The sequence below is a fragment of the Actinophytocola sediminis genome (assembly GCF_054779715.1).
In genome coordinates this window covers 46220-67516 of the sequence record NZ_BAAGXS010000018.1, presented here as the reverse complement: position 1 = coordinate 67516, position 21297 = coordinate 46220, and the positions used below count along the sequence as shown (strand labels likewise).

Below are 21297 nucleotides of genomic sequence, written 5' to 3'. Positions count from 1 at the left end.
CAGAGCGACCGGCATGAGTGCGCAGGAGCCGGCGGAGCAGACCTTCGCCGACGTGCTCAACGGGCTCACCCGATCCAGACGGCCACGACCGGCCGCCGACCAGGAACCGCCCGCACCGCCCAGTGCCCGGCCGCCGCCGGTGGACCAGCCGGTGACCGAGACCGCGGCCATGGTCCGCGCCTACGCCTGGACCGGCGGCCGGACCAGGCCGAACACCAAGCTGGAGATCGAGACCCTGGTGTCCACCACGTCCAGGGCGGAGTCGGTCGTCGACGGGTTGCGCAGCGAACACCAGGCGGTCGCCCGGCTGTGCCGGCGGTCCAGGTCGGTGGCCGAGATCGCGGCGCTGCTGTCGCTGCCACTGGGCGTGGTGCGGGTACTGCTCGCGGACATGGCCGCGCTCGGGTTGGTGGACGTGCACGAGACCGGCGCCGGGCTCGACGACGAGCAGAACATCGAGCTGCTGCACCGGGTGCTGCGCGGGCTGACCAACCTACGCGGCTGATACTGGGATATATCGGTAGACCGGCAACACACTCCTCGACAGCACCGAGTGCAGCGCGAACTGACCTACGGGGCTGATACCGCGCTACCAGGACTGGCATTTACAGGACCGGCATATACAGAACTGGCATGTATCGGTGGGCCGGCGGCGCACTCCTTGTCTGGTATGGCGACCACGTACAAGGTGCACCCCGCGATCGGGATCGCCCGGGTCGGGGACAGTCCGGCGGAGTTCTTCGTCGGCCCGGAGCGGATCGGTGAACGACCGGAGCCGGCCGGCGGGTTCAAGGACGACCAGTGCCGGGTCAAGCGGCAGGCCGCCCGGTTCCGGATCTTCGCCCATCACGACGACGGCAGCGTCACCGAGGTCACCGACGCCGACGCGCGGATCAGCTGGACCGTGCACCTGGCCAACAGCAAGGCCGCATTCGTCAACCGGGGCAACCCCGAGCCGGCTGCCGACCTGGTCATCGACCCCGGCGCGCGGACCGTCAGCGGGCCGGGCGGCCACGCCGAGCTGACCGGCGGCACGATCGCCTTCGCCGGCGCGCCGAGGACGACCGTGCCGCTCGGCGAGGTGCGCACCGACGACGCCGGCCGGCTGCTGGTTCTCGGCGGGCACGGGCGGGCGGCCTCCCCGGTTGGCCGGGCGATCGTCAACTTCTGGGCCAACCCCGGCTGGTACGACGACGTGTCCGACGGTCAGGTGAGCGCGACGATCGTGCTGCGCGACAGCGGCGAGACCCCACCGGTCGCCCCGGCGTGGGCGATCGTCGGACCGCCGAAGTTCGCGCCGGGGCTGGACAGCACCACCACGCTGTGGGACCGGCTACGGCAGCGGATGGTCGAGCTCGGCCTGCTGGCGGCGCCGACCACCACGTCCTACACCGCCGACGTCCACCCGATCCTGCGCCGGGCCAGGGACATGCGCTGGGTGGAGGCCGTCCTGCGCGCGCACAACTGGCCGGCGCCGGTGACCGAGCAGGCGCTGATCGACGCCATCTGCGCGCGGCTGCGCCCGAAGGGCGACATGCCCGACCTGCGCGGTGAGGACTCGGCGCTGACCGCCGTACAGCACGCGCACCTGCTGCGCTGGCAAAAGGGCGACTACACCGCCGACTGGGCGGGGGAACCGGCCCCGGCCACCGAGATCACCCCCGACGGGCTGGACCGGGCAGCGCTCGAGGCGTGTGTCGGCGGCGCGTTCTTCCCCGGGATCGAGGCGGGTGGCCTGCCGGCCACCGGGGTGCCGATCCTGGAGGCCGCCTACGCCGAGCCGTTCCGGCTGGCGGCCGGCCTCGCGCCCGGCGCGCTCAGCGCCGCGCTCGCGCTGCCGTGGCAGGCGGACTTCAACGCCTGCGCGGACAACTGGTGGCCGGTCCCCCGGCCCAACGACGTGCTCACCGAGGCCGGCAGCGGCATCGCGGTCCGCTGGGACCGCGACATCGGCAGCCAGGAGGACATGGTCGCCAACTGGCACCGGCTCGGCTTCGTGGTGCGCGACGGCGACGACCACGTCGAGGTCGACCACTGCGACGAGGCGTCGGTCGCCCTGCGCACCCCGCACCTGTCGTTCACCGACGTGCCGCTCGGCCCGCTCGGCGCGGTCGGCGAACAGGCGTTGGCGATCGAGTTCGAGGTCATCTCCCCCAGCGCCGAGCTGACCGTCGAGTACGCGCCGGGCGGGTCGCCGGCCAACGCCCAGCTGGTCGCCGCGAGCATCTCGGCGACCGTCGGGCCGACCGCGCCCAACGAGGTGGCGACCGCGCGGCTGTGGCTGGTCTACCGCACCGGCACGGAAGCCGCCGCGCTGCCGACCCAGACGCTGACCGTCCGCGAACCGGTGTCCGGGCAGACCTGGCAGATCACCGTGGACGGCAACACCGTGGCCAGGCCGGCCACCGCGACCGCGCTGGTGCTCGACGGATCGGCGCCCATGGGCGCGGGTACCCGGCAGGCGGCGCTGCGGCAGGTCGCGCACCTACTGACCGACCTGCTGCCACCCGGCGACGGCCTGGGCATCGTGGGGGACGACCAGGACGCGCGGGTGCTCGGCGATGGCGGGCCGAGCCGCGCCGCGATCCATGAGCTGATCGACGGGCGCACTCCTGGCGACGAGACCTCGATCGGGGCGGGGCTCGCGCGCGGCCAGGAGCTGACCACCGCCGCGCCGTTCGCGAACCGGGCGATCGTGGTGGTCTGCGGCACGCGGGAGAACCAGGCGCGCCCGCTGGCCGAGGTGGCCGCCGAGCTGGATGTGCGCACGCACGCGGTGGGCATCGGCGCGCCCCAGCAGCTGAGTGTGCCGGCGTTGCGGGCGGTCACCGGCAACACCGGCGGCGTGCTGGCGGTGACCGGGCAGGCGCACGCCACGGCGCCGCTGGCCGCGCTGACGGTGCTGTCGGCGGTCACCGGCACCGAGGTGGTGACCGAGCTCGCGGGCGCGGTGGCGGCGGGCGCGGTGCACCAGCTCCCGTTCCAGCTGTGCGACACCGACGCCGCGATCGAGGTCATCCTGCTCACCGAGCGGCCGGCGGAGATCGACTTCCGGCTGCGCACGCCCAACGGGCTGCTGCTGGAGCCGTGGCGGGCGCGCGCGGAGCCGGCGATGCGCTTCGAGCTCGGCGTCGGGCTCGCGTACTTCCGGCTGGCGCTGCCCGCACAGCTGCGCACCGCGCGGTTCGACCAGGCAGGCGCCTGGCACGTGCTGCTGACCCCCGGCGAGCCGAGGCTCGAACCGGGCGAGGACGACGACGGCGTGGACCGGTCCATCCTGGCGGCCTCGAGCACCGGGACCGGCGCCGCGCTGCCGTACACGGTGGCGGTGCACGCGTACTCGGCCGTGTCGTTGCGCGCGGCGGCGCGGCCGGCGTCGACCGAGCCGGGGTCGGCGGTGACCGTGACCGCGACGCTGACCGAGTCCGGGCTGCCGGTCGGCGGGGAACCGTTCGTGTGGCTGGAACTCACCGCGCCTGACGGCACGGTCACCTCGACCCCGCTCGAACCGCGCGCCGGGGCCAGGTTCACCACGACGTTCCCGACCGGGACCGCCGGGGTGTACCTGGCCAGGGTCCGCTGTCGCGGCCGCACCCGGCGCGCACTCCCGTTCCGCAGGGAACGCACCCTCACCGTCCCGGTATGGCACCAGTGAGCCAGGCCGAACAGCACCACGACGTGGTGATCGCCGGTGGCGGGCCGGCGGGGGCGGCGGCCGCGCGGGGACTGGCCACCGCCGGGTTCTCCGTGCTGCTGGTCGATCCCGGCCGGGCCGCGCCCCGACCCGGCGAGACGCTGGCCCCCACGGTGCGCCCGCTGTTGGCCGAGTTGGGGGTGTGGGCGCGGTTCGCCGCGCTCGGCTCGCTGCCCTCGGCGGGCACCCGCAGCGTGTGGGGCGACCGGGAGCCGGTCGAGCACTCGCACCTTGGCGGTCCGTACGGCCCCGGCTGGCATGTCGACCGGGCGGCGGTGGACCGGATGCTGGTCGAGGCGGCCCTCGACGCGGGCGTGACCCCGTGCCGCGCGACGGCGGTGGTCGCCGACCACGACGGCACCCGGTGGCGGGTCACCACGTCAACCGGCGAGGTCGCCTGCCGGGTGCTGATCGACGCCACCGGCCGGCGCGCGGGCGTCGGCCGGGCGCTCGGCGCAGAGCGGATCGCGTTCGACCGGCTCACCGCGCTGGCCACGACCTGGCCGGCCGACGTGCGGCGCGAGGGCTACCTGCTCGTCGAGACCGCGCCGGACGGCTGGTGGTACTCCGCCCCGCTACCGGCGGGCGCGCTGGTGGCGGTACTGCTGACCGACGCCGACCTGTGCCGCCGCACCGGCCTGCGCACCCGGCTGCCCCAGCGTCTGGCCGCCGCGCCGGCCACCGCGGCCCGTTCGCTGGCGGCGGGACGCCCCGCCCCGCCCCCCGGCAACGCCCTGAATGAGGCATTCGGGACGCTCAACGCCCTGAATGCCTCATTCAGGGCATCCGCACCCGCGGTGGTTCCGGCCACTAGTCACCGGTTGGTTCGCGTTGGTGATCACCGTCCGTGGTTGGCGATCGGGGATGCCGCGTTGGCCGTCGACCCCGTCACCGGCAGTGGGATGGTGCGGGCGCTGCGCTCCGCGGCCGCCGGCGTCGCGCTCGCGACCCGGCTGCTCGACCGGCCGGCCGACGCCGCCGCGCTGCTCGCCGGACACGAGTCCGCGCGCAACGAGGAGTGCACCGCCTACCTGACCGAGCGCGCCCGGCTATACGCGCGCGAACGCCGGTTCGCCACCCCGTTCTGGACGCGCAGGACGGCATTCGCTAAACCATTCCTGGCGGCCTCGTAACGGGCCACCGAAACGTTACGCATCCGGCCTATGTTTGTTTTCGCCCGAATCGGGTGCTTTCGCGAACGAAGTCCCCGAACGAATCACCCTGCCGGGTGAGGCCGACCGGCGGCATGATGAACGCATGACACGGCGCGCGCTTGTCCTCGGCGGAGGCGGGATCACCGGGATCGCCTGGGAGTGGGGCATGTTGGCCGGCCTGGCCAGGGCGGGCGTCGACCTGAGCGACGCCGACCTGGTGGTCGGCACCTCCGCCGGTTCGGTGGTCGGCGCGCAGGTCGCGGCCGGGCTCGACCTCGATGACCGGTACGCCAGCCAGCTCACGCCACCCGACCACGAGGTCGGCGCCGCCCTCGGCCCGGTGATGATGGCCCGCTACGCGCTGGCCATGATCGGCCCACGCGACCCGAAGCTGGTCCGCGCCAGGCTCGGCCGGCTGGCCATGCGCGCGGCCACCGGACCGGAGGCCGACCGGATCGCGGTGATCGAGTCGCGGCTGCCGGTGCCCGAATGGCCGGACCGGTCGCTGCTGATCACCGCCGTGGACGCCGGATCGGGCGAGTTCGTCACCTTCGACCGGACCGCCGGCGTGCCGCTCGCGCTGGCCGTGGCCGCGAGCTGTGCGGTACCCGGCGTGTGGCCACCGGTCACCATCGGGGGCCGCCGCTACATCGACGGCGGCATGCGCTCGGGCACCAACGCCGACCTGGCCGCCGGCTACGACCGGGTGGTCGTGCTCTCGCCGCTGCCCCGAGGGCTTGGCCAGATGACCCCGGCGGCCACTCAGGTCGAGGCGCTGCGCGCGCGGTCGCTGGTCGAGTTGGTGAGCCCGGACCGGGCCGCGCTGCGGGCGATCGGCCGCAACGTGCTGGACCCGGCCAAGCGGGCCGCCGCCGCGCGCGCGGGCATCGTTCAGTCCGAATCCGTACTCGACCGAATTCGCTCCGTATGGAAATGACCGAATAGCCCATCGCACCATTCCGCCATTTGCACAACTGTGTGTCGGTGGCGTCTGGTTACTTGACTTTTCCGTTTCCGTCGACTTTCATCGCCGATGAATCCGCGCGACCGAATTCGCGCGCTCCGTCTTGGGCGCGGGGCACGGGTTCCATTTTCCGGTGTGGGTGGGTGGGAGCGCTGTGTCGGAGTCAGATCGACGGGACGCCGCACGATGGCGGGTCTCCGGGTGGACGCTGCGCACCAAGGTGGCCGTCGTGCTGGTCGTGCCAGCCGCGGTGGCACTGGTGCTCGGTGGCGTCCGGGTCGAGGGGCAGCTATCGAACGCGAACGGGTTGAGCACGGTCCGTGACCAACTCGCCGTGTTGACCGAGTCGGTCACGCTGGCCGACCTGGTCGCCGAGGAGATGGTGAGCGCGGCGGCCGGCGGCGCCGGGGACAACCTGGCCAACCGCGTCGAGCGGGTCGACGAGCAGGTCACCTCGGTCAGGGCGGCCGCGGACTTCGCCGGCCTGCCAACCGCGGTGGACAACCGGCTGCGGGACACGCTCGCCCGGCTGGACACGCTGCGGGCACTGCCCGGCGACGACCCGGTCGCGGTGACCGCGGGCTATCGCGAGGTGCTGACCTCCCTGGCCGACCTGATCCCGAGCGTGGTCTCGTTGGCCCGCAACGAGGATCTCGACGACCGGGCCACCGCGGTGCGGTCCCTGTCGCTGCTGCGCGCCACGCTGGCCACCGAGACCGCGCTGATCCGCTCCGGGGTGGACGGCGCGCGGCGCGGCGCGATGATCGCCGCCGCGCAGGAGGCGGTCACCGAGGAGGTCGTGCTCGGCCAACAGCTGCGCACCGAGCTGCCGGCCGCCGAGGCCGCCCGGCTCGACGACGCGACCCTGACCGTGACCCAGCGCCAGGCCGTCCTGCGCACGGCCGTCGCCGGCCGGGGCGGCGACCCGCTGCCCACCCTGCTGCTCGGCCTGGACACCACGTCCGAAGGGCTGGCGGCGTTGCTGGACGGCGTGTTCACCGACCTGTCCAACACCGTCTCGGCCAGGACGAACGAGGCGCGGGCCACCGCGCTGCGGGACTCGGCCGTCGTGCTCGGCGCGCTGCTCGCCGCGCTGGCGATCGCGCTGGCCGTGGCCCGCTCGCTGCTCTCGCCGCTGCACCGGCTGCGGTCGGCCGCGCTGCACGCGGCCAACGAGCAGCTGCCGAGCACCGTGGAACGGGTGCGCGCTGGCGAGCTGGTGGACTACCGGTCGGTCGAGCCGGTGCCGGTGCACACCGAGGAGGAGATCGGCCAGCTCGCGCGCGCGTTCGACGACATGCACCGCCAGGCCGTTCGCCTCGCCGGCGAGCAGGCCGAGTTGCGGCTACAGGTCAGCGACATGTTCATGACGCTGTCCCGGCGCAGCCAGTCGCTGGTCGAGCTGCAGCTCGGGGTGATCGAGGAGCTGGAGTCCGACGAGCAGGACCCCCAGCGGCTGGCCGGCCTGTTCCGGCTCGACCACCTCGCCACCCGCCTGCGCCGCAACGGCGAGAACCTCCAGGTGCTCGCCGGCGGCACCCCGCCCCGGCGCGGGAACAGGCCGGTCGGCGTGGTCGAGGTGCTGCGCGCGGCGACCTCGGAGATCACCGACTACCAACGGGTCTCCCTCGGCCACGCGCCGAGCGGGTCGGTGCGCGCGACCGCGGCCGCCGACGTGGTGCACATCCTGGCCGAGCTGCTGGAGAACGCGACCCGGTTCTCCCCGCCGGACCGCAAGGTGATGCTCACCGCCGACCGGGGCAGCCACGGCGGGCTGCTGTTCGAGGTGGTCGACGGCGGCCTCGGCATGGCGCCAGACGACCTCGCCGCGGCCAACGACCGACTGTCCACTCCGGACGCGGTCGACCCGGAGACCACCCGGCGGATGGGCCTGTTCGTGGTCAGCCAGCTGGCCGGGCGGCATGGCATCACCGTCCGGCTGCGCCCGAGCCACGACTCGTCGAGCCAGGCCGGGGTGACCGCGAGCGTGCACATCCCCGGCGCGCTGGTGATCGCCGACGGCACCCCCGCCACCGTGCGGGTGGCCCACCTGACACCGGCGATGACACCGGCGATGGCCAGTGCCGGCGCGCCCGTCCCCCCGCCGCCGGAGCCGGCGACCAACGGGCACTCGCTGGACTGGTTCGCCCCGGTGGTCGAGGCGACCGAACCGGAGCGACCGGTGTGGCCGGTGGCCGACACCCCGGCGCCACCGAGCACGACCTCGGCCGGCCTGCCACAACGCAGGCCGCGCGCACATGCCCCGCCAGAACCCGAACGGACGGCACCAGAACGAACGGCACCGCCGCCCGCCGAGCGCCAGGTCGAGTTCCGCGACCCGGAAGCCATCCGCAACAACCTCTCGCGGCACTACAGCGGTATGCAGGCCGCCCGGCGCGGCCGGCCGGAACTCGACTCCGGCCAGTCGCCGGACCAAGGCTGACCACACGAGTTCGGGGAACGACAGCGATGGGCGCGCTGTCCGAAGTAGAGGGAGGGAATCGATGATGACCGAAAGCACCGCGACCGAGCCGTCGCTCGGCTGGCTGGTGTCCGCGTTCACCCAGGAGGTTCCCGGGGTCACGCACGCCGTGCTGGTCTCGGCCGACGGGCTGCTGGTCGCCGCCAGCGACGGGCTGCCCCGCGACCGGGCCGACCAGATGTCGGCGCTGACCGCCGGGCTCACCAGCCTCACCGTCGGCGCGGCGCACCTGTTCACCGCGGGCAGGGTGGTGCAGTCGGTGATCGAGATGGAGGGCGGCTTCATGCTGCTGATGAGCGTCGGCGACGGCTCGCATCTCGCGGTGCTCGCCTCACCCAAGTGCGACATCGGGTTGGTCGGCTACGAGATGACGCTGCTCGTCGACCGGGTCGGACGCATGGTCGAGACGCCGGTCCGCGGATCCCATTCCATGCCATGACCGACGACGAGGCCGGGCCGGCGCTCGCCCGGCCGTACTCCTGGACCGAGGGCCGCACCGAGCCGAGCGTCGACCTGCCCGTCGAGGCCAGGGTGGTGACCACGGACAAGGGCGCCGCGCTGCCGGAACGCCGCGCGAGTGCACTGTGGACAGTGACCCAGCTGTGCTTCCAACCGCGCTCGGTCGCCGAGATCGCCGCCCACCTCCAGGTGCCGCTCGGGGTGGCCAGGGTGCTGGTCGCCGATCTGCTCGGCGAGGACCTGGTGCACGTCCAGGCGACGCTGACCAAGGACGCAGGCGCGGACGTGCGCCGTGAACTGATCGAGAGGGTCCTCAGTGGACTTCGCGCACAGTAGCCGCGCACCGCGGATCACCTCAGCCAAGATCGTCGTCGCCGGTGGCTTCGGAGTTGGCAAGACCACGTTCGTCGGCGCGACCTCGGAGATCGTGCCGCTGCGCACCGAGGCGCTGATGACCAAGGCCAGTGTCGGGGTGGACGAACTGCGACCGGGCACCGGCAAGATCTCGACCACGGTCGCGATGGACTTCGGCCGGATCACCCTGGCCGAGGACCTGGTGCTGTACGTGTTCGGCACACCGGGCCAGCACCGGTTCTGGTTCATGTGGGACGACATCGTGCAGGGCGCGATCGTGGCCGTGGTGCTCGCGGACACCCGCAGGCTCGCGGACTGTTTCCCGTCCATCGACTACTTCGAGTCCAGGGGCATCCCGTTCCTGGTGGCGCTCAACCAGTTCCACGGCGAGCAGCAGCACAGCGTGCCCGACGTCCGGGAGGCGCTCGCGCTGCCGGCCGACGTGGCGATCATGCCGTGCGACGCGCGCTCGACCGAATCCGCCAAGCAGGTGCTCATCGCGGCCAGTGAGCACGCACTGTCCCGGTTGGCGCCGTCCATCCCCGCGCCCGGGCTGCCCAAGCGGCCCATGCGCCCCCGACCGGTCGAGCGGAGCCAGCCGTGAACCACGTCGAACACTTCACCATGGGCAGCTGGTTGCTGTTCTTCGCCTACGCCACCTCCGTCGTGGGCTCCATCGTCGGGCTCGCCTGCACCCGGCAGGCGCGGTACACCACCGGCCGCGCCCGGCTGGGGTGGTTCGCGCTGGCCGCGGTGTCCATCGGCGGGGTCGGCATCTGGCTCATGCACTTCATCGCCATGCTCGGCTTCGCCACGCCGGGAATGCCGGTGCGCTACGACATCCTGCGCACGGTGTTCTCCGCGGTGCTGGCGATCGGCGCGGTGTTCATCGGCCTGATGGTCTTCGGGGTGCGCCGGGGGTTCTCCCGGTGGCGGCTGCTGGCCGGCGGGCTGATCACCGGGCTCGCGGTGAACGTCATGCACTACTCCGGCATGTGGGCGCTGCGGATCAAGGGCACCATCGGCTACGACGCCGGCCTGGTCGTGCTGTCGATCGTGATCGCGGTCGTGGCGGCGACCGCTGCCCTGCTGTTCACCGCCGTGGTCAACCGGCTCTCGCTGCAGGTGGCCGCCGGGCTGATCATGGGCGTGGCGGTCACCGGCATGCACTACACCGGCATGGCCGCGGTCCGGGTCACCATGGACGCCGGCGCGCCGGACCCGGCCGGCGTGGAGGTGTTCGGCTTCCTGTTCCCGGTGTTCGTGCTCGGCGCGGCGGCGCTGGCGGTGCCGATCAGCGCGGTGCTGATGGCCCCGGCACGCCAACCCGCCGAGCCGGCCAAGCCGCCGGCCCTCCAGGTCCCGGCCTGACCCGCACCGGGCCGACTGCCCTGAATGCCCCATTCGGGACGGTGAACGTCACCAATGCCCCATTCAGGGCGCTACAGCTCGGCGCGCAGGATCGCGGCGCCACCGGCCAGCGCGCGTAGCTTGCCGGCGGCCGACGCCCTCGGCAGGTACTTCATGCCGCAGTCCGACGCGAGGACGAGCTGTTCGGCGGGCAGGTGGGCCAGCGCGCGGCGGGCCCGCGCGGCGACGGTCTCGGCGGACTCGACGCTGTGGTCGGACAGGTCGAGCACGCCCAGGATGATCGTCTTGTCGGACAGGTCGGCCAGCACGCCGAGGTCCAGCTTGGACTGCGCGGTCTCGATGGACACCTGCGCGGCGGTGGTGGCCGCCAGCTCGGCGAGGAACGAGTAGCCGGCCGGCCGTTCGTGGATGATCGCCGCATAGCCGAAGCAGATGTGCACGGCCGTGGTGCCGCTGACCCCGGCCAGCGCGGCGTTGAGCGCCGCGACGCCGTACGCCCTGGCCGCCTCCGGCCGGGCCTGCAGGTACGGCTCGTCGATCTGCACGATGTCCGCGCCGGCCGCGAACAGGTCGATGATCTCGGCGTTCACCGCGGCGGCGTAGTCCATGGCCGCCGACTCGAGGTCCGGGTAGTGGTCGTTCTGCGCCTGCTGGCTCATGGTGAACGGGCCGGGCACGGTGATCTTGACCGGGTAATCGGTATTGGCGCGCAGGAACTCCAGGTCGGCGACCTGCACCGGCTTCGGCCGGCGGATCGGGCCGACGATGCGCGGCACCGGGTTCGGGTGGCCGCTACGGTCCAGCGCGGTGCCCGGGTTGTCCAGGTCGACACCCTCCAGCGCGGTGGCGAAGTGGTTGGAGTAGCTCTCCCGGCGGATCTCGCCGTCGGTCAGGATGTCCAGGCCGGCCTGCTCCTGCTCACGGATCGCCAGCACGGTGGCGTCGTCCTGGGCCTGGGCGAGGAACTCGGGCGCGACCCGCCACAGCTCCCTGGCGCGCACCCTCGGCGGGAACCTGTCGGCGAGCCGGGAACGGTCGATCAGCCAGTCGGGTTGGGCATAGCTGCCAACGAGCGAGGTGGGGATCATGGACGCCATCCTCTGACCTCGCGACCGCCTGGGCAACCGGCTGGAGATCGGGTGAGCGGGGTTGGCTGACCCGCGCCGGCCGGGCAGCATGGACGGATGGGCATCGGACGAGTCGTCATCGCGGGCGCCGGACTGGCTGGACTACGGACCGCGGAGCGCCTGCGCCACCTCGGCCACACCGACCCGATCACCCTGGTCGGCGCGGAGAAACACCTGCCATACGACCGGCCGCCACTGTCCAAGGCGGTACTGGCCGACGCGGCCGCCGACCGGCCGCCGCTGCGCACGGAGGACTACGCGGCGCTGGAGCTGGACCTGCGGCTTGGCGCGCGGGCCACCGGCGTCGACGTCGCCGGCACCCGGCTGCTGCTCGGCCAGGACGCGGTCGGCTACGACCGGCTGGTGATCGCCACCGGGGTGCGGCCCAAGCTGCCGGCGCTGTTCACGTCGTGGGCCGGGGTGCACGCGCTGCGCGACTGGGAGCACTGCGTCGCGCTGCGCGCCGAGCTGGCGGAGGCGCGCAACCTGGTGGTCATCGGCGCCGGCGTGCTCGGCTGTGAGGTGGCCGCGACCGCGCGCGGCCTCGGCAAGGACGTCACGTTGGTGGAGCGGCTGGACCAGCCGCTGGCCCCGGTGCTCGGCACCGGCCTCGGCGCGCACGTGGCCGGCCTGCACCGGGCCGCGGGCGTGCGGGTGCTGTGCCAGACCGAGGTGACCGCGCTCAAGGGCGACGGCCGGGTGGCCGGCGTCGAACTGGCCGACGGCACCGTGCTCCCGGCCGACGTGGTGGTGGTCGCCGTCGGCTCGGCGCCCAACACCGAATGGCTGGCCCACTCCGGCATCGCGCTGGAGGACGGCGTGATGTGCGACCGCACGGGCGCCACGTCGGTGCCCAGGGTGTACGCGGTGGGCGACGTGGCCCGCCTGCCGCACCCGTGGACGGCCGGCACGGTGCGCTTCGAGCACTGGACCGGCGCGATCGACTCCGCCAACGCGGTCGCCGCCAACCTGCTGGCCGACGAGCCCAAGCCGCTGACCGCCGTCCCGTACTTCTGGACCGACCAGTACGGCCTGCGCCTGCAGGCCCTCGGCCTGCCATCGCCGACCGACGAGTTCACCATCGCCGCCGGCTCCCTGGAGTCCGGCAAGTTCCTCGCGCACTACCACCGCGCCGGCATCATCACCGCCACCGCCGCCATCGGCATGCCCGGCCCCCTGGCCAAAACCCGCCGCCTGATCGGCACCCCCGTCCCCTGAACCCGCGAGTCCAACGCTCCTGACCTGTGGACAGGCGGCGATCAGGTGCGCACGATGGGTGTCGACAACCGGCCAATGGAGGTCAGGCATGCGATTCCGGGGACTTCTGCTCACCCTGGTGCTCCTGTTCAGTCTGGTGCTCACCCAACCCGCGTCGGCGACCCGCGGCGGCGCGTGGGTCGTGCACGAGGAGCAACTCAGCGAACGACTGGTCGAGCTGACCGTGAGATCGACGGCCGTCGGCCACGACATCGGCGTCCGCGTGCTGCTGCCGAGGAACTGGGACCGCTCCCCCCGCCGCGAGTGGCCGACGCTCTACCTGCTGCACGGCTGCTGCGACGGCGACACCGGCTACCGCTCCTGGACGGACAAGACCGACGTCGAGGAGCTGACCGCGCGCACCGACATGCTGATCGTGATGCCCGAGGCGGGACCGGCCGGGTTCTACTCGGACTGGCGGGTCGGCCCGGCCTGGGAGACCTTCCACCTCACCGAGCTGCGCACACTGCTGGAACGGCGGTACCGGTCCGGCGATGACCGGGCGGTCGCCGGCCTGTCGATGGGCGGCTTCGGCGCCCTGTCCTACGCCGCCCGCCACCCCGGGTTCTTCAAAGCCGCCGCCTCCTACAGCGGCGTGGTGCACCCGACCTACGGCGGCTCGCTGAGCACCGACCTGATCCAGGGCCTGATCGCGAGCCAGGGCCACGACCCGGACGCGCTGTGGGGCGACCCGGTCGCCGACGCGCGGATCTGGGCCGCGCACAACCCGTTCGACCTGGCCAAGCGACTGCGCGGCACCCCGGTCTACCTGTCGACCGGCAACGGCCAGCCAGGACCGCTCGACCCGCCGGACGCGCAGCCAGACGGGTTGGAGCAGCTGCTCGGCGAGCAGACGGTGGCGCTGGCCGACCGGCTGCGGGCGGTCGACGTGCCGCTGCGGACCGACTTCTACGGCGCCGGCCGGCACGCCTGGCCGTACTGGGAGCGCGCGCTACACGACTCGTTCCCACTGCTGGAACGCGCCATGTGCCACGGCCGGTGCTAGGCGGGACCCTGGTGTTAGGCAGCTTCCTGCCAGGCTCGGTTCAGTGCCGCGGTGAAGACCTCGACCGACTGGGCGCCGGACACCAGGTACCGGTCGGCGAAGACGAACGCCGGCACCCCGGTCACCCCGAGACGGCGGGCCAGGTCCTCGTCCGCGCGGACCTCGTCGGCGTAGTCGTCCCCGTCGAGCAGGTCGGTGACCGTCGCCGGTGACAGGCCGGCCGGCTCGGTCACCGACAGCAGGGTCTCCCGGTCGGACAGGTCGGCGACGGCGCAGTGCTGGGCGTGCATCAGCGCCTCCAGCACGGCGTCGCCGACCTCCCGCTCGGCGGCCAGGTGCAGCAGCCGGTGCAGGTGGAAGGAGTTGACCTGACGGGCCTCGGCCAGCCGGTAGTCCAGGCCCTCGGCCGCGGCCAACTCGGTGACCTGCGCGAACATCTGCTCGACCTGTTCGGCGCTCAGGCCGTGATCACGTTGCAGGCGCTCGGGAACGGGCAGGTCCCCCACCGAGGGCGCGTTCGGGTCGAGTTCGAAACTTCGCCAGCGGACCCCGACCTCCCCGCGGTGGGGGAACTCGGCCAGCGCCGCCTCGAAGCGGCGTTTGCCGATGTAGCACCACGGGCAGACGATGTCCGACCACACGTCGACGACCATAGTCACGCGCTCAACAGTAGGCGGCCCCGTGCCACCACGAACCACCAGGCGGACGTGACCGCGACCATAGTCACGCGCCCAACAGTAGGCCGCCCCGCGCCACCACGAACCACCAGGCGGGCGTGACCGCGACCATGGTCAAGGATCAGTAGTCACGCGCCGGCGGTGGGCCGTGCGGTACTGCCGCGGACCACCAGACGCGGTGGCGCGTTCTCGAAGTCGCTCACCTCCTGGCCGTCCAGCAGCGCGACCAGGTGCTCGGCCAGGTGCATGCCGTAGGCGGTGATGTCCCGGCTGACCGCGGTCAGCGCGGGGTGCACGATCTCACACAGCACCGAGTCGTCCCACGCCATGATCGACAGCTCCCCCGGCACGTCCACGCCCATCTCGTGGGCGACCGACACGCCGGCCACGGCCATCACGTCGTTGTCGTAGACGATCGCGGTCGGTGGGGTCGCCGCGCTGAGCAGCCTGCGGGTGGCCTGGGCGCCCTCGTCGGGGGTGTAGTCGGTGCTGATCGTGGTCGCCTCGATGCCGATGCGGGTGGTGACCTCGTTGAACGCCTGGGTGCGCAGTTCGGTGTGCAGCATGCCGGGCATCCCGGCCACCCTGGCGATCCGGCGGTGCCGCAGCGCCGCGAGGTACTCGATCACCACGACCATCGCGCCCGCGTCGTCGATCCACACGCCGGGCAGGCTGCCGTGGTGGCCGGGGCCGCCGACCACCATCGCCGGCAGCCGCAGCTCCTCCAGCACCGGGACGCGTTTGTCCTCGCAGCGCAGGTCGAGCAGGAACACGCCGTCGACCCGCCGTTCGGCCCACCACCGGCGGTAGGTGGCGATCTCCAGGTCGTGGTCGGCGACCACCTGGAGCAGCAACGCGGTCTGGCTCACCGCCATCGCGCTCTCCATGCCGGAGATCAGCTTCATGAAGAACGGCTCGATGCCCAGCGTCGCCGGCGAGCGGGCCATGACCAGACCGAACGCGCCCGCCCGCGCGCCGGACAGCGCCTTGGCCGCGCTGTTGGGATGCCAGCCCATCTCCAGCGCCATCCGCAGCACCCGTTGCCGAGTCGCCTCCGAGACGCCCGGCTGACCGTTGAGCGCGTAGGACACCGCGCCCTTGGACAGCCCGGCCCGCTCGGCGATATCGGCGATCGTCACTCGTTTCGTCACGACGCACCGCATTTCCGGTCCTCGTTGAGCGCGAAACAGGCCACGAAGTGGTCGTCGGACACCGCGGCGAGCGCCGGGCCGCCGTCGGGGTGGATCGCGTGGTAGCGGCACGGGCCGTGCTCGGTGTCCACATCGGACCACCGGACGCCCAGCCTTGGCACCGACGCGAGCAACGTCCTGGTGTAGGGGTGCACGGGGTCGCCGAACACCTCGGCGGTCGCCCCACGCTCCACAATGGAGCCTCGGCGCAGGATGACCGTCTGGTCGGCGAGGTAGTTGCCGAGCGAGAGGTCGTGGGTGATGAACAGGACCGCGAGGCCGCGTTGCTTGAGGTCCGCCAACAGGTTCAGCACGTCGATGCGGGTGGACGCGTCGAGCATGCTGATCACCTCGTCGGCCACCAGCACCTTGATGTCCAGCAGCAGCGCGCGGGCGATCAGCAGCCGCTGCAGCTGCCCGCCGGAGAGCTGATGGGGGTACTTGTCGAGTACCAGGTCCGGGTTCAGGCTGACCGCGGCGAGCGCGTCGTGCACCCGGGTGTCCCAGTCCGCCGCGGTGACGTCGGGGAAGTAGGCCTGGCGGATCATGGCAAGTACCCGGTCGGCCTTGAACACCGGGTTGTAGGTGCTGAACGGGTCCTGGAACACGCCCTGGGCCTCGCGGTAGTACTCCTTGAGCGCGCCCCGCCGCAGGGTGGCGATGTCCTTGCCACCGAAGGTGATCGTGCCGCTGGTGGTGCTGGTCAGCCGCAGGATCATCCGGCCGATCGTCGACTTCCCGCTGCCGCTCTCGCCGATCAGCGACACCACCTCGCCCGGCCGCAGCTCGAAGCTGACATCGCGCACCGCGGCCAGTTCCTGGCGCGCGAACGCACCCACCTTGTAGGTCTTGGAAACCCCGTCCAGCTTAAGCATTTACGCCGCCTTCCAGCACGCCACCGAGTGACCGGGCTCGACCTCGATGAACGGTGGCTCCTCGGCGCACTTGTCGAACGCCAGCGGGCAGCGGTCCCGGAACCGGCACCCGGTCGGCGCCGGCCGAAGCGACGGCGGGCTGCCGGGAATCCCGACCAGCCGCTTGCCGTCGTACCGGACGCCGACCTCGGGCAGTGCGGAGATCAGCAGCCGGGTGTAGGGGTGTTTCGGCCGCTGGACCACCACGTCCGTGGCCGCCTTCTCCGCCAGCTTGCCCGCGTACATCACCATGATCGTGTCCGCGATCTGGTAGACCAGCGACACGTCGTGGGTGATCACGACCATGCTGCGCACCAGCTCGCGGTCGCGGAACCCGGCGAGCGCGGTGGCCACCGCGCGCTGGGTGGACACGTCCAGCGCGGAAGTGACCTCGTCGGCCACCAGCAGCGACGGGTTGAGCAGCGTGGAGATCACCATGACCATCCGCTGCTTCATCCCGCCGGACAGCTCGATCGGGAACCGGTCGAGCACGTCCTGGTCGAGGCCGACCAACGCCAGCCGACTGTCCAGATCGGACCGCACGGTGGCGAACCTGATCCCGCGCGACTCCACCAGCTCCTTGACCATGGTGCCGATCCGCCTGGTCGGGTTCAGCGCGCTCATCGCGTACTGCGGGATGACCGAGACCTTCTTGAACCGGAACTCGTTCATCCGCGCGTCGTCGGCGATCGGCAGCACCTCGCCGTCCAGCTCGGCGGTGCCGCCGACGTGGCGCATCCGCCCGTCCAGCCGGACCAGGCTCTTGCCCAGCGTGGTCTTGCCGCAGCCGGACTCGCCGACCAGGCCCATGATCTCCTTGTCCGCCAACGAGAAGCTCACGCCGTCGAGCGCCTGCACGTCGCCGCGCACGGTCCGGTAGTACACCCGGAGATCGTCCACCTTCAGCATCACATCTCCCGCAGCTTCGGGTTGAACACCTCGTCCAGACCGACGTTCATGATGTACAGCGCGCCGACGATCGTGGTGATGCCCAGCCCTGGCGGGATGAACCACCACCACATGCCCAGGTTCATCGCGCTCCACTGCTTGGCGTGGTTGAGCATCAGGCCAAGCGAGATGCCGTCGGTCGGCCCGAGGCCGATGAAGTCCAGCGTCGCGGCGAACAGCACCGAGCCGCCGAACAGCAGGATGAACACCATGAACAGGTAGGAGGCCATGTTCGGCGCGATCTCCCGGAAGATGATCCGCCGCGCCGGCATCCCGGACAGCCTGGCCAGGTCGACGAACTCCCTGGTACGCAGGGAGAACGTTTGCGCGCGGACCGCGCGGGCCACCCACGGCCAGGAGAACAGCCCGATGATCACGGCCTGGATCTCGATGTTGCGCACCTCGAGGTAGGCCGCGATGATGATCAGCACCGCCAACACGGGCAGCACCAACACGATGTTGGTGAGCATGTTGAGCACCTCGTCGACCAGCCCGCCCCGATAGCCCGCGGTGAACCCGATCACCATGCCGATCACCCCGGCGATCAGCGCGGCCACCGTGCCGACCAGGAACGTCGCCCGCAGCCCGTGCAGGAACTGCGCCCAGACGTCCTGCCCGAACGTGGTGGTACCCAGCCAGAACGCCCCCGACGGCCCTTCGGCAGGCGGCCCGACATAGGCGAGCGGATCGTCCACCACGAACCACGGCCCGATGATCGCGAGCCCGAGGAACACCACCACGACGGCCAGGCCGCCGACGAGTTTTCGGTTGCGCAGCGCGAAGTACAGCGCCTCCCGGCGCACCCCCGCACCGGGCACGGCCGCCACCCCGGGCACCGCCGCGAGCTCTGGCCCGGACACCGGCTCCGGCGCCCCGTCCGCCGCGCTACTCATCAGCTGCCTCCCATGCCGGCTCTGGTCCGTGGGTCGACCAGGACGTAGACGATGTCGATGATGAAGTTGGCCACCAGCACACCGATCACGATGAACAGGAAGATGCCCTGCAGCAGGAAGAAGTCGCTGGTCTTGATCGCCTCCAGTACCAGGTACCCGAGGCCGCGGTAGTCGAAGACGATCTCGGTCACCACCGCGCCGCCGACGATCACCCCGAGCTGCAGCGCCAGCCCGGTCACCTGCGGCAGCAGGGCGTTGCGGAACGCGTAGCGGCGCACCAGCTTGGTCGGCGCGCCGAGCGCGCCGAGGTAGTGCGAGTAGTCCGCCTCCAGCTCGTAGATGATCAGGTTGCGCATGCCGATCGCCCAGCCGCCGAAGGCCACCAGGAACAGCGACAGGAACGGCAGGAACCAGTGGCTGATCAGGTCGGTGACGAACACCCACGACCACTCCGGCCGCAGCGACGCGCTGAAGCTGCGGCCGACCGGGAACAGCCCGGCGACCTTGCCCAGCGCCCAGGCCAACAGGATCGCCAGCCACATGTAGGGCGTCGCGGTCAGCACGTACCAGATCGGCAGGACCGTGTTGTCCAACACCTTCTTGCGCGCGGCGTAGGCGCCGAACTTGTTGCCGGCCCACCAGCTCAGCAGGATCGCCGGGATCAGCAGGCCGAGGGTGTATGGCACGGCGGCCATGATGATCGAGGTGACCGGCTGCGGGAACGCCCACAGGCTCACCCCGAGGTCGCCCCGGAACAGCCCCGCCCAGAAGTTCAGGTACTGCTGCCAGACGGGCACGTCGAAGCCGAACAGGCTCGTGTAGTACTCCCGCATCGCCGCCACCCCTTCCGGGGTCTGCAGCCCCGCGCGGGCGACCATGGCGCGCACCGGATCGCCCGGCATGAATCTCGGGATCAGCCAGTTGATCGTCACCGCGACGACGAACGTGAGCGCGTAGATCAGCAGTTTGCGGGAGAAGTAGCGTCCCATCCGGCCCTCCTGGACGTGGCAGCGGCCGCTCCCGCCCGGCCGGGGTGACCGGCGGGCGGGAGCGGCGTGGTCACTGCTGCTCGGCGGGCCGCAGCTCGGTCAGCATCTTGATCGCGCCGCGCTGCAGGTAGCCGCGCCACATGGTCGGCACGTAGCTGGGCGCGCCCTCCTTGGCCGATGGCCAGTTGGTCCACACCGAGTTACTCGACTGGGACCACAAACCGTTGTACCACAAGGGGATCACCGGCATCTCGGTCAGCTGGATTTGCTGTAGCTGAGCAGTGATGGCGTTCATCCCCGCCTGGTCGTCGATCTTGGTCGCGTCGAGCTGGTTGACCAGGTCCCACGCCTGCTCGTTCTCGTAGCGGCCGAAGTTGACCGTCGTCTGCTGGTCCTGGACCGGCAGGCCGAAGATGTACTCGTAGTAGCGCCACGGCGAGTTGTCCATCTGCCGCTCGTTGTTCAGGATCAGGTCGAAATCGCCGGTCTCCCGGATGTCCTGCACCACGGTGTCGGCCGGGGTCTCGGAGGTGATGTTGATGCCGGCGGCCTTGGCGCCCTCGGTGATCACCCTGGCGGCCTCGTTCCAGTCGGTCCAGCCAGACGGGGTGGCGAGCTTGAGCGCGATCGGCGAGCCGTCCTTGTTCTCCACCAACCCGTCGCCGTTGGTGTCCCGGTAGCCTGCGCCGGCGAGCGCCTGCTTGGCCGAGCCGGTGTTGAACGAGTAGCCGAGCTGGTCGACCGTGCCCTGGTCGACGTACTTGTCCCAGATGGGCAGCAGGCCGGTCGGGTTCGCGGCGGACACGATCTGCCCGTACACCGAGTTCACGATCTTGTTCGTGTCCACCGAGGCGGCCAGCGCGCGGCGGAACGCGGGGTCGTTCAACGGCGCCCTGGTGGTGTTGGGCACCATCCAGGTCGTGTTGGCGGCCAGCATGTACGGCGCCTCGGGGAAGTAGGTCTGCAGCTTGTAGCCGCCCTTGACCAGGGACGCGATCCCGGGCAGGAAGTTGTTGCTCAGGTCGATGTTCCCGGCGAGCAGCTGGCCGAGCGCGGCCTCGTTGGACGAGTTCACGATGTCCACGATGTAGCGCGGCTTGACGTCCAGGTCGAGCTTCTCCTTGCCCCACCAGTCCTCGTTCTTCACCCAGACCTGGCGGTCCTGGTCGTGGGTCTCGTACTTGTACGGACCGGAGCCGACCGGGTTCTCGTTGGCGCCCGCGGTGACGTCCTTCTCGTTCTTGTCCTCCCACAGGTGCTTGGGCACGATCGGGTTGAAGTAGACCCAGTTCGCCCACTGCTGGTAGCGCGGCTCGGAGAAGGTGAACCGGGCGGTGCGCTCGTCGACGGCCTCCGCGCTGTCCAGGAACGCCATCATGGGGTTGTAGGGCACCGACTTCATGTTGCCGAGCTCGACGGTGAACACCACGTCCTCGGCCGTGATCGGCTTCCCGTCACTCCATTTGAGACCCTCGCGCAGGGTCACCTCGTAGGTGTTGTCGTTGGTCCAGTCGCCCTTCTCCGCGAGCCACGGCTCGAACTCGTCGGTGAGCGGGTCGTAGAGGAACAGCGTCTCGTAGACCAACCCGACCGTGCCGGTGGAGTAGGCCCAGTTCATGACCGGGTTCCAGTTGGACGGTGGGCCCCACTGGGTTCCGCTGGTGAACAGGGTTTCCGCCCTGGGATAGCTGCCGCCTCCCTCGGCATCACCCCCGGCGTTCGCACCGTCGGCGCCCGTGCAGGCCCCAGCCATCAGGCCGGCCGACAGGAGCAGGATCAGAAACCTCACCCGGTTTCGCATCGTGATCTCTCCTTCTT

At 71.5% G+C, this 21297-nt stretch carries 19 protein-coding genes; 11 read left to right on the top strand and 8 right to left on the bottom strand.

From position 1 onward, the window contains the following. Nucleotides 1–13: 13 nt before the first annotated feature. From ACYVIP_RS10640 to ACYVIP_RS10600, 9 genes are all read left to right on the top strand, one after another. On the top strand, nt 14–505 hold the full coding sequence (locus ACYVIP_RS10640) for a DUF742 domain-containing protein (RefSeq protein WP_460394693.1): 492 nt from the start codon (nt 14–16) through the stop codon (nt 503–505). Nucleotides 506–670: 165 nt separating this feature from the next. Next, a complete protein-coding gene (locus ACYVIP_RS10635) occupies nt 671–3655 on the top strand; it encodes a LodA/GoxA family CTQ-dependent oxidase (protein ID WP_460394691.1) in 2985 nt (994 codons plus the stop codon). After that, nucleotides 3643–4827 carry an NAD(P)/FAD-dependent oxidoreductase gene (locus ACYVIP_RS10630; RefSeq protein ID WP_460394689.1) on the top strand — a complete coding sequence of 395 codons (1185 nt, stop codon included), beginning with the start codon at nt 3643–3645 and terminating at the stop codon, nt 4825–4827. The genes ACYVIP_RS10635 and ACYVIP_RS10630 overlap by 13 nt, the downstream gene beginning before the upstream one ends. Nucleotides 4828–4951: 124 nt before the next feature. Next, complete coding sequence (locus ACYVIP_RS10625; protein ID WP_460394687.1) at nt 4952–5785, top strand: patatin-like phospholipase family protein; 834 nt, start codon at nt 4952–4954, stop codon at nt 5783–5785. A 181-nt stretch (nt 5786–5966) separates the two neighbouring features. After that, nucleotides 5967–8255, top strand: a complete 2289-nt coding sequence (locus ACYVIP_RS10620) for a sensor histidine kinase (RefSeq protein WP_460394685.1) — start codon at nt 5967–5969, stop codon at nt 8253–8255. A gap of 64 nt (nt 8256–8319) precedes the next feature. Beyond that, complete coding sequence (locus ACYVIP_RS10615) at nt 8320–8733, top strand: roadblock/LC7 domain-containing protein (protein ID WP_460395207.1); 414 nt, start codon at nt 8320–8322, stop codon at nt 8731–8733. After that, nucleotides 8730–9089: a DUF742 domain-containing protein gene (locus tag ACYVIP_RS10610; protein ID WP_460394683.1), complete on the top strand. Its 360-nt coding sequence runs from the start codon at nt 8730–8732 to the stop codon at nt 9087–9089. Before ACYVIP_RS10615 ends, ACYVIP_RS10610 begins: the two co-directional genes overlap by 4 nt. Then, nucleotides 9070–9711, top strand: a complete 642-nt coding sequence (locus ACYVIP_RS10605; protein ID WP_460394681.1) for a GTP-binding protein — start codon at nt 9070–9072, stop codon at nt 9709–9711. Before ACYVIP_RS10610 ends, ACYVIP_RS10605 begins: the two co-directional genes overlap by 20 nt. Continuing rightward, nucleotides 9708–10478: an MHYT domain-containing protein gene (locus ACYVIP_RS10600; protein ID WP_460394679.1), complete on the top strand. Its 771-nt coding sequence runs from the start codon at nt 9708–9710 to the stop codon at nt 10476–10478. The genes ACYVIP_RS10605 and ACYVIP_RS10600 overlap by 4 nt, the downstream gene beginning before the upstream one ends. A gap of 71 nt (nt 10479–10549) precedes the next feature. Here the strand turns inward: ACYVIP_RS10600 and ACYVIP_RS10595 are convergent, their stop codons facing one another. After that, entirely contained in the window at nt 10550–11566 is a 1017-nt protein-coding gene (locus ACYVIP_RS10595; RefSeq protein WP_460394677.1) for a 5-methyltetrahydropteroyltriglutamate--homocysteine methyltransferase, read from the bottom strand. Between the two features lie 96 nt (nt 11567–11662). Here ACYVIP_RS10595 and ACYVIP_RS10590 point away from each other — a divergent pair, with 96 nt between their 5' ends. Together ACYVIP_RS10590 and ACYVIP_RS10585 are read left to right on the top strand one after the other, a co-directional pair. Further along, entirely contained in the window at nt 11663–12823 is a 1161-nt protein-coding gene (locus tag ACYVIP_RS10590; protein ID WP_460394675.1) for an NAD(P)/FAD-dependent oxidoreductase, read from the top strand. Between the two features lie 88 nt (nt 12824–12911). Continuing rightward, the gene (locus ACYVIP_RS10585; protein WP_460394673.1) at nt 12912–13868 is read left to right on the top strand and encodes an alpha/beta hydrolase; all 957 of its coding nucleotides are present in this window, start codon (nt 12912–12914) and stop codon (nt 13866–13868) included. A gap of 14 nt (nt 13869–13882) precedes the next feature. On the opposite strand, the gene ACYVIP_RS10580 is transcribed toward ACYVIP_RS10585, so the two are convergent. From ACYVIP_RS10580 to ACYVIP_RS10550, 7 genes are all read right to left on the bottom strand, one after another. After that, nucleotides 13883–14521, bottom strand: a complete 639-nt coding sequence (locus ACYVIP_RS10580) for a DsbA family oxidoreductase (RefSeq protein ID WP_460395205.1) — start codon at nt 14519–14521, stop codon at nt 13883–13885. Nucleotides 14522–14673: 152 nt separating this feature from the next. Then, nucleotides 14674–15696 (bottom strand): LacI family DNA-binding transcriptional regulator, encoded by a 1023-nt coding sequence (locus ACYVIP_RS10575; protein WP_460394671.1) that lies wholly within the window; start codon nt 15694–15696, stop codon nt 14674–14676. Continuing rightward, nucleotides 15693–16610, bottom strand: a complete 918-nt coding sequence (locus tag ACYVIP_RS10570; protein WP_460394669.1) for an ABC transporter ATP-binding protein — start codon at nt 16608–16610, stop codon at nt 15693–15695. The genes ACYVIP_RS10575 and ACYVIP_RS10570 overlap by 4 nt, the downstream gene beginning before the upstream one ends. Then, the gene (locus ACYVIP_RS10565; protein WP_460394667.1) at nt 16611–17558 is read right to left on the bottom strand and encodes an ABC transporter ATP-binding protein; all 948 of its coding nucleotides are present in this window, start codon (nt 17556–17558) and stop codon (nt 16611–16613) included. Next, a complete protein-coding gene (locus ACYVIP_RS10560; protein WP_460394665.1) occupies nt 17558–18490 on the bottom strand; it encodes an ABC transporter permease in 933 nt (310 codons plus the stop codon). The genes ACYVIP_RS10565 and ACYVIP_RS10560 overlap by 1 nt, the downstream gene beginning before the upstream one ends. Further along, the gene (locus ACYVIP_RS10555) at nt 18490–19479 is read right to left on the bottom strand and encodes an ABC transporter permease (protein ID WP_460394663.1); all 990 of its coding nucleotides are present in this window, start codon (nt 19477–19479) and stop codon (nt 18490–18492) included. Before ACYVIP_RS10555 ends, ACYVIP_RS10560 begins: the two co-directional genes overlap by 1 nt. Nucleotides 19480–19549: 70 nt before the next feature. Beyond that, nucleotides 19550–21280, bottom strand: coding sequence for an ABC transporter substrate-binding protein (locus tag ACYVIP_RS10550; protein WP_460394661.1), 1731 nt, complete (start codon nt 21278–21280; stop codon nt 19550–19552). Between the last annotated feature and the right edge of the window lie 17 nt (nt 21281–21297).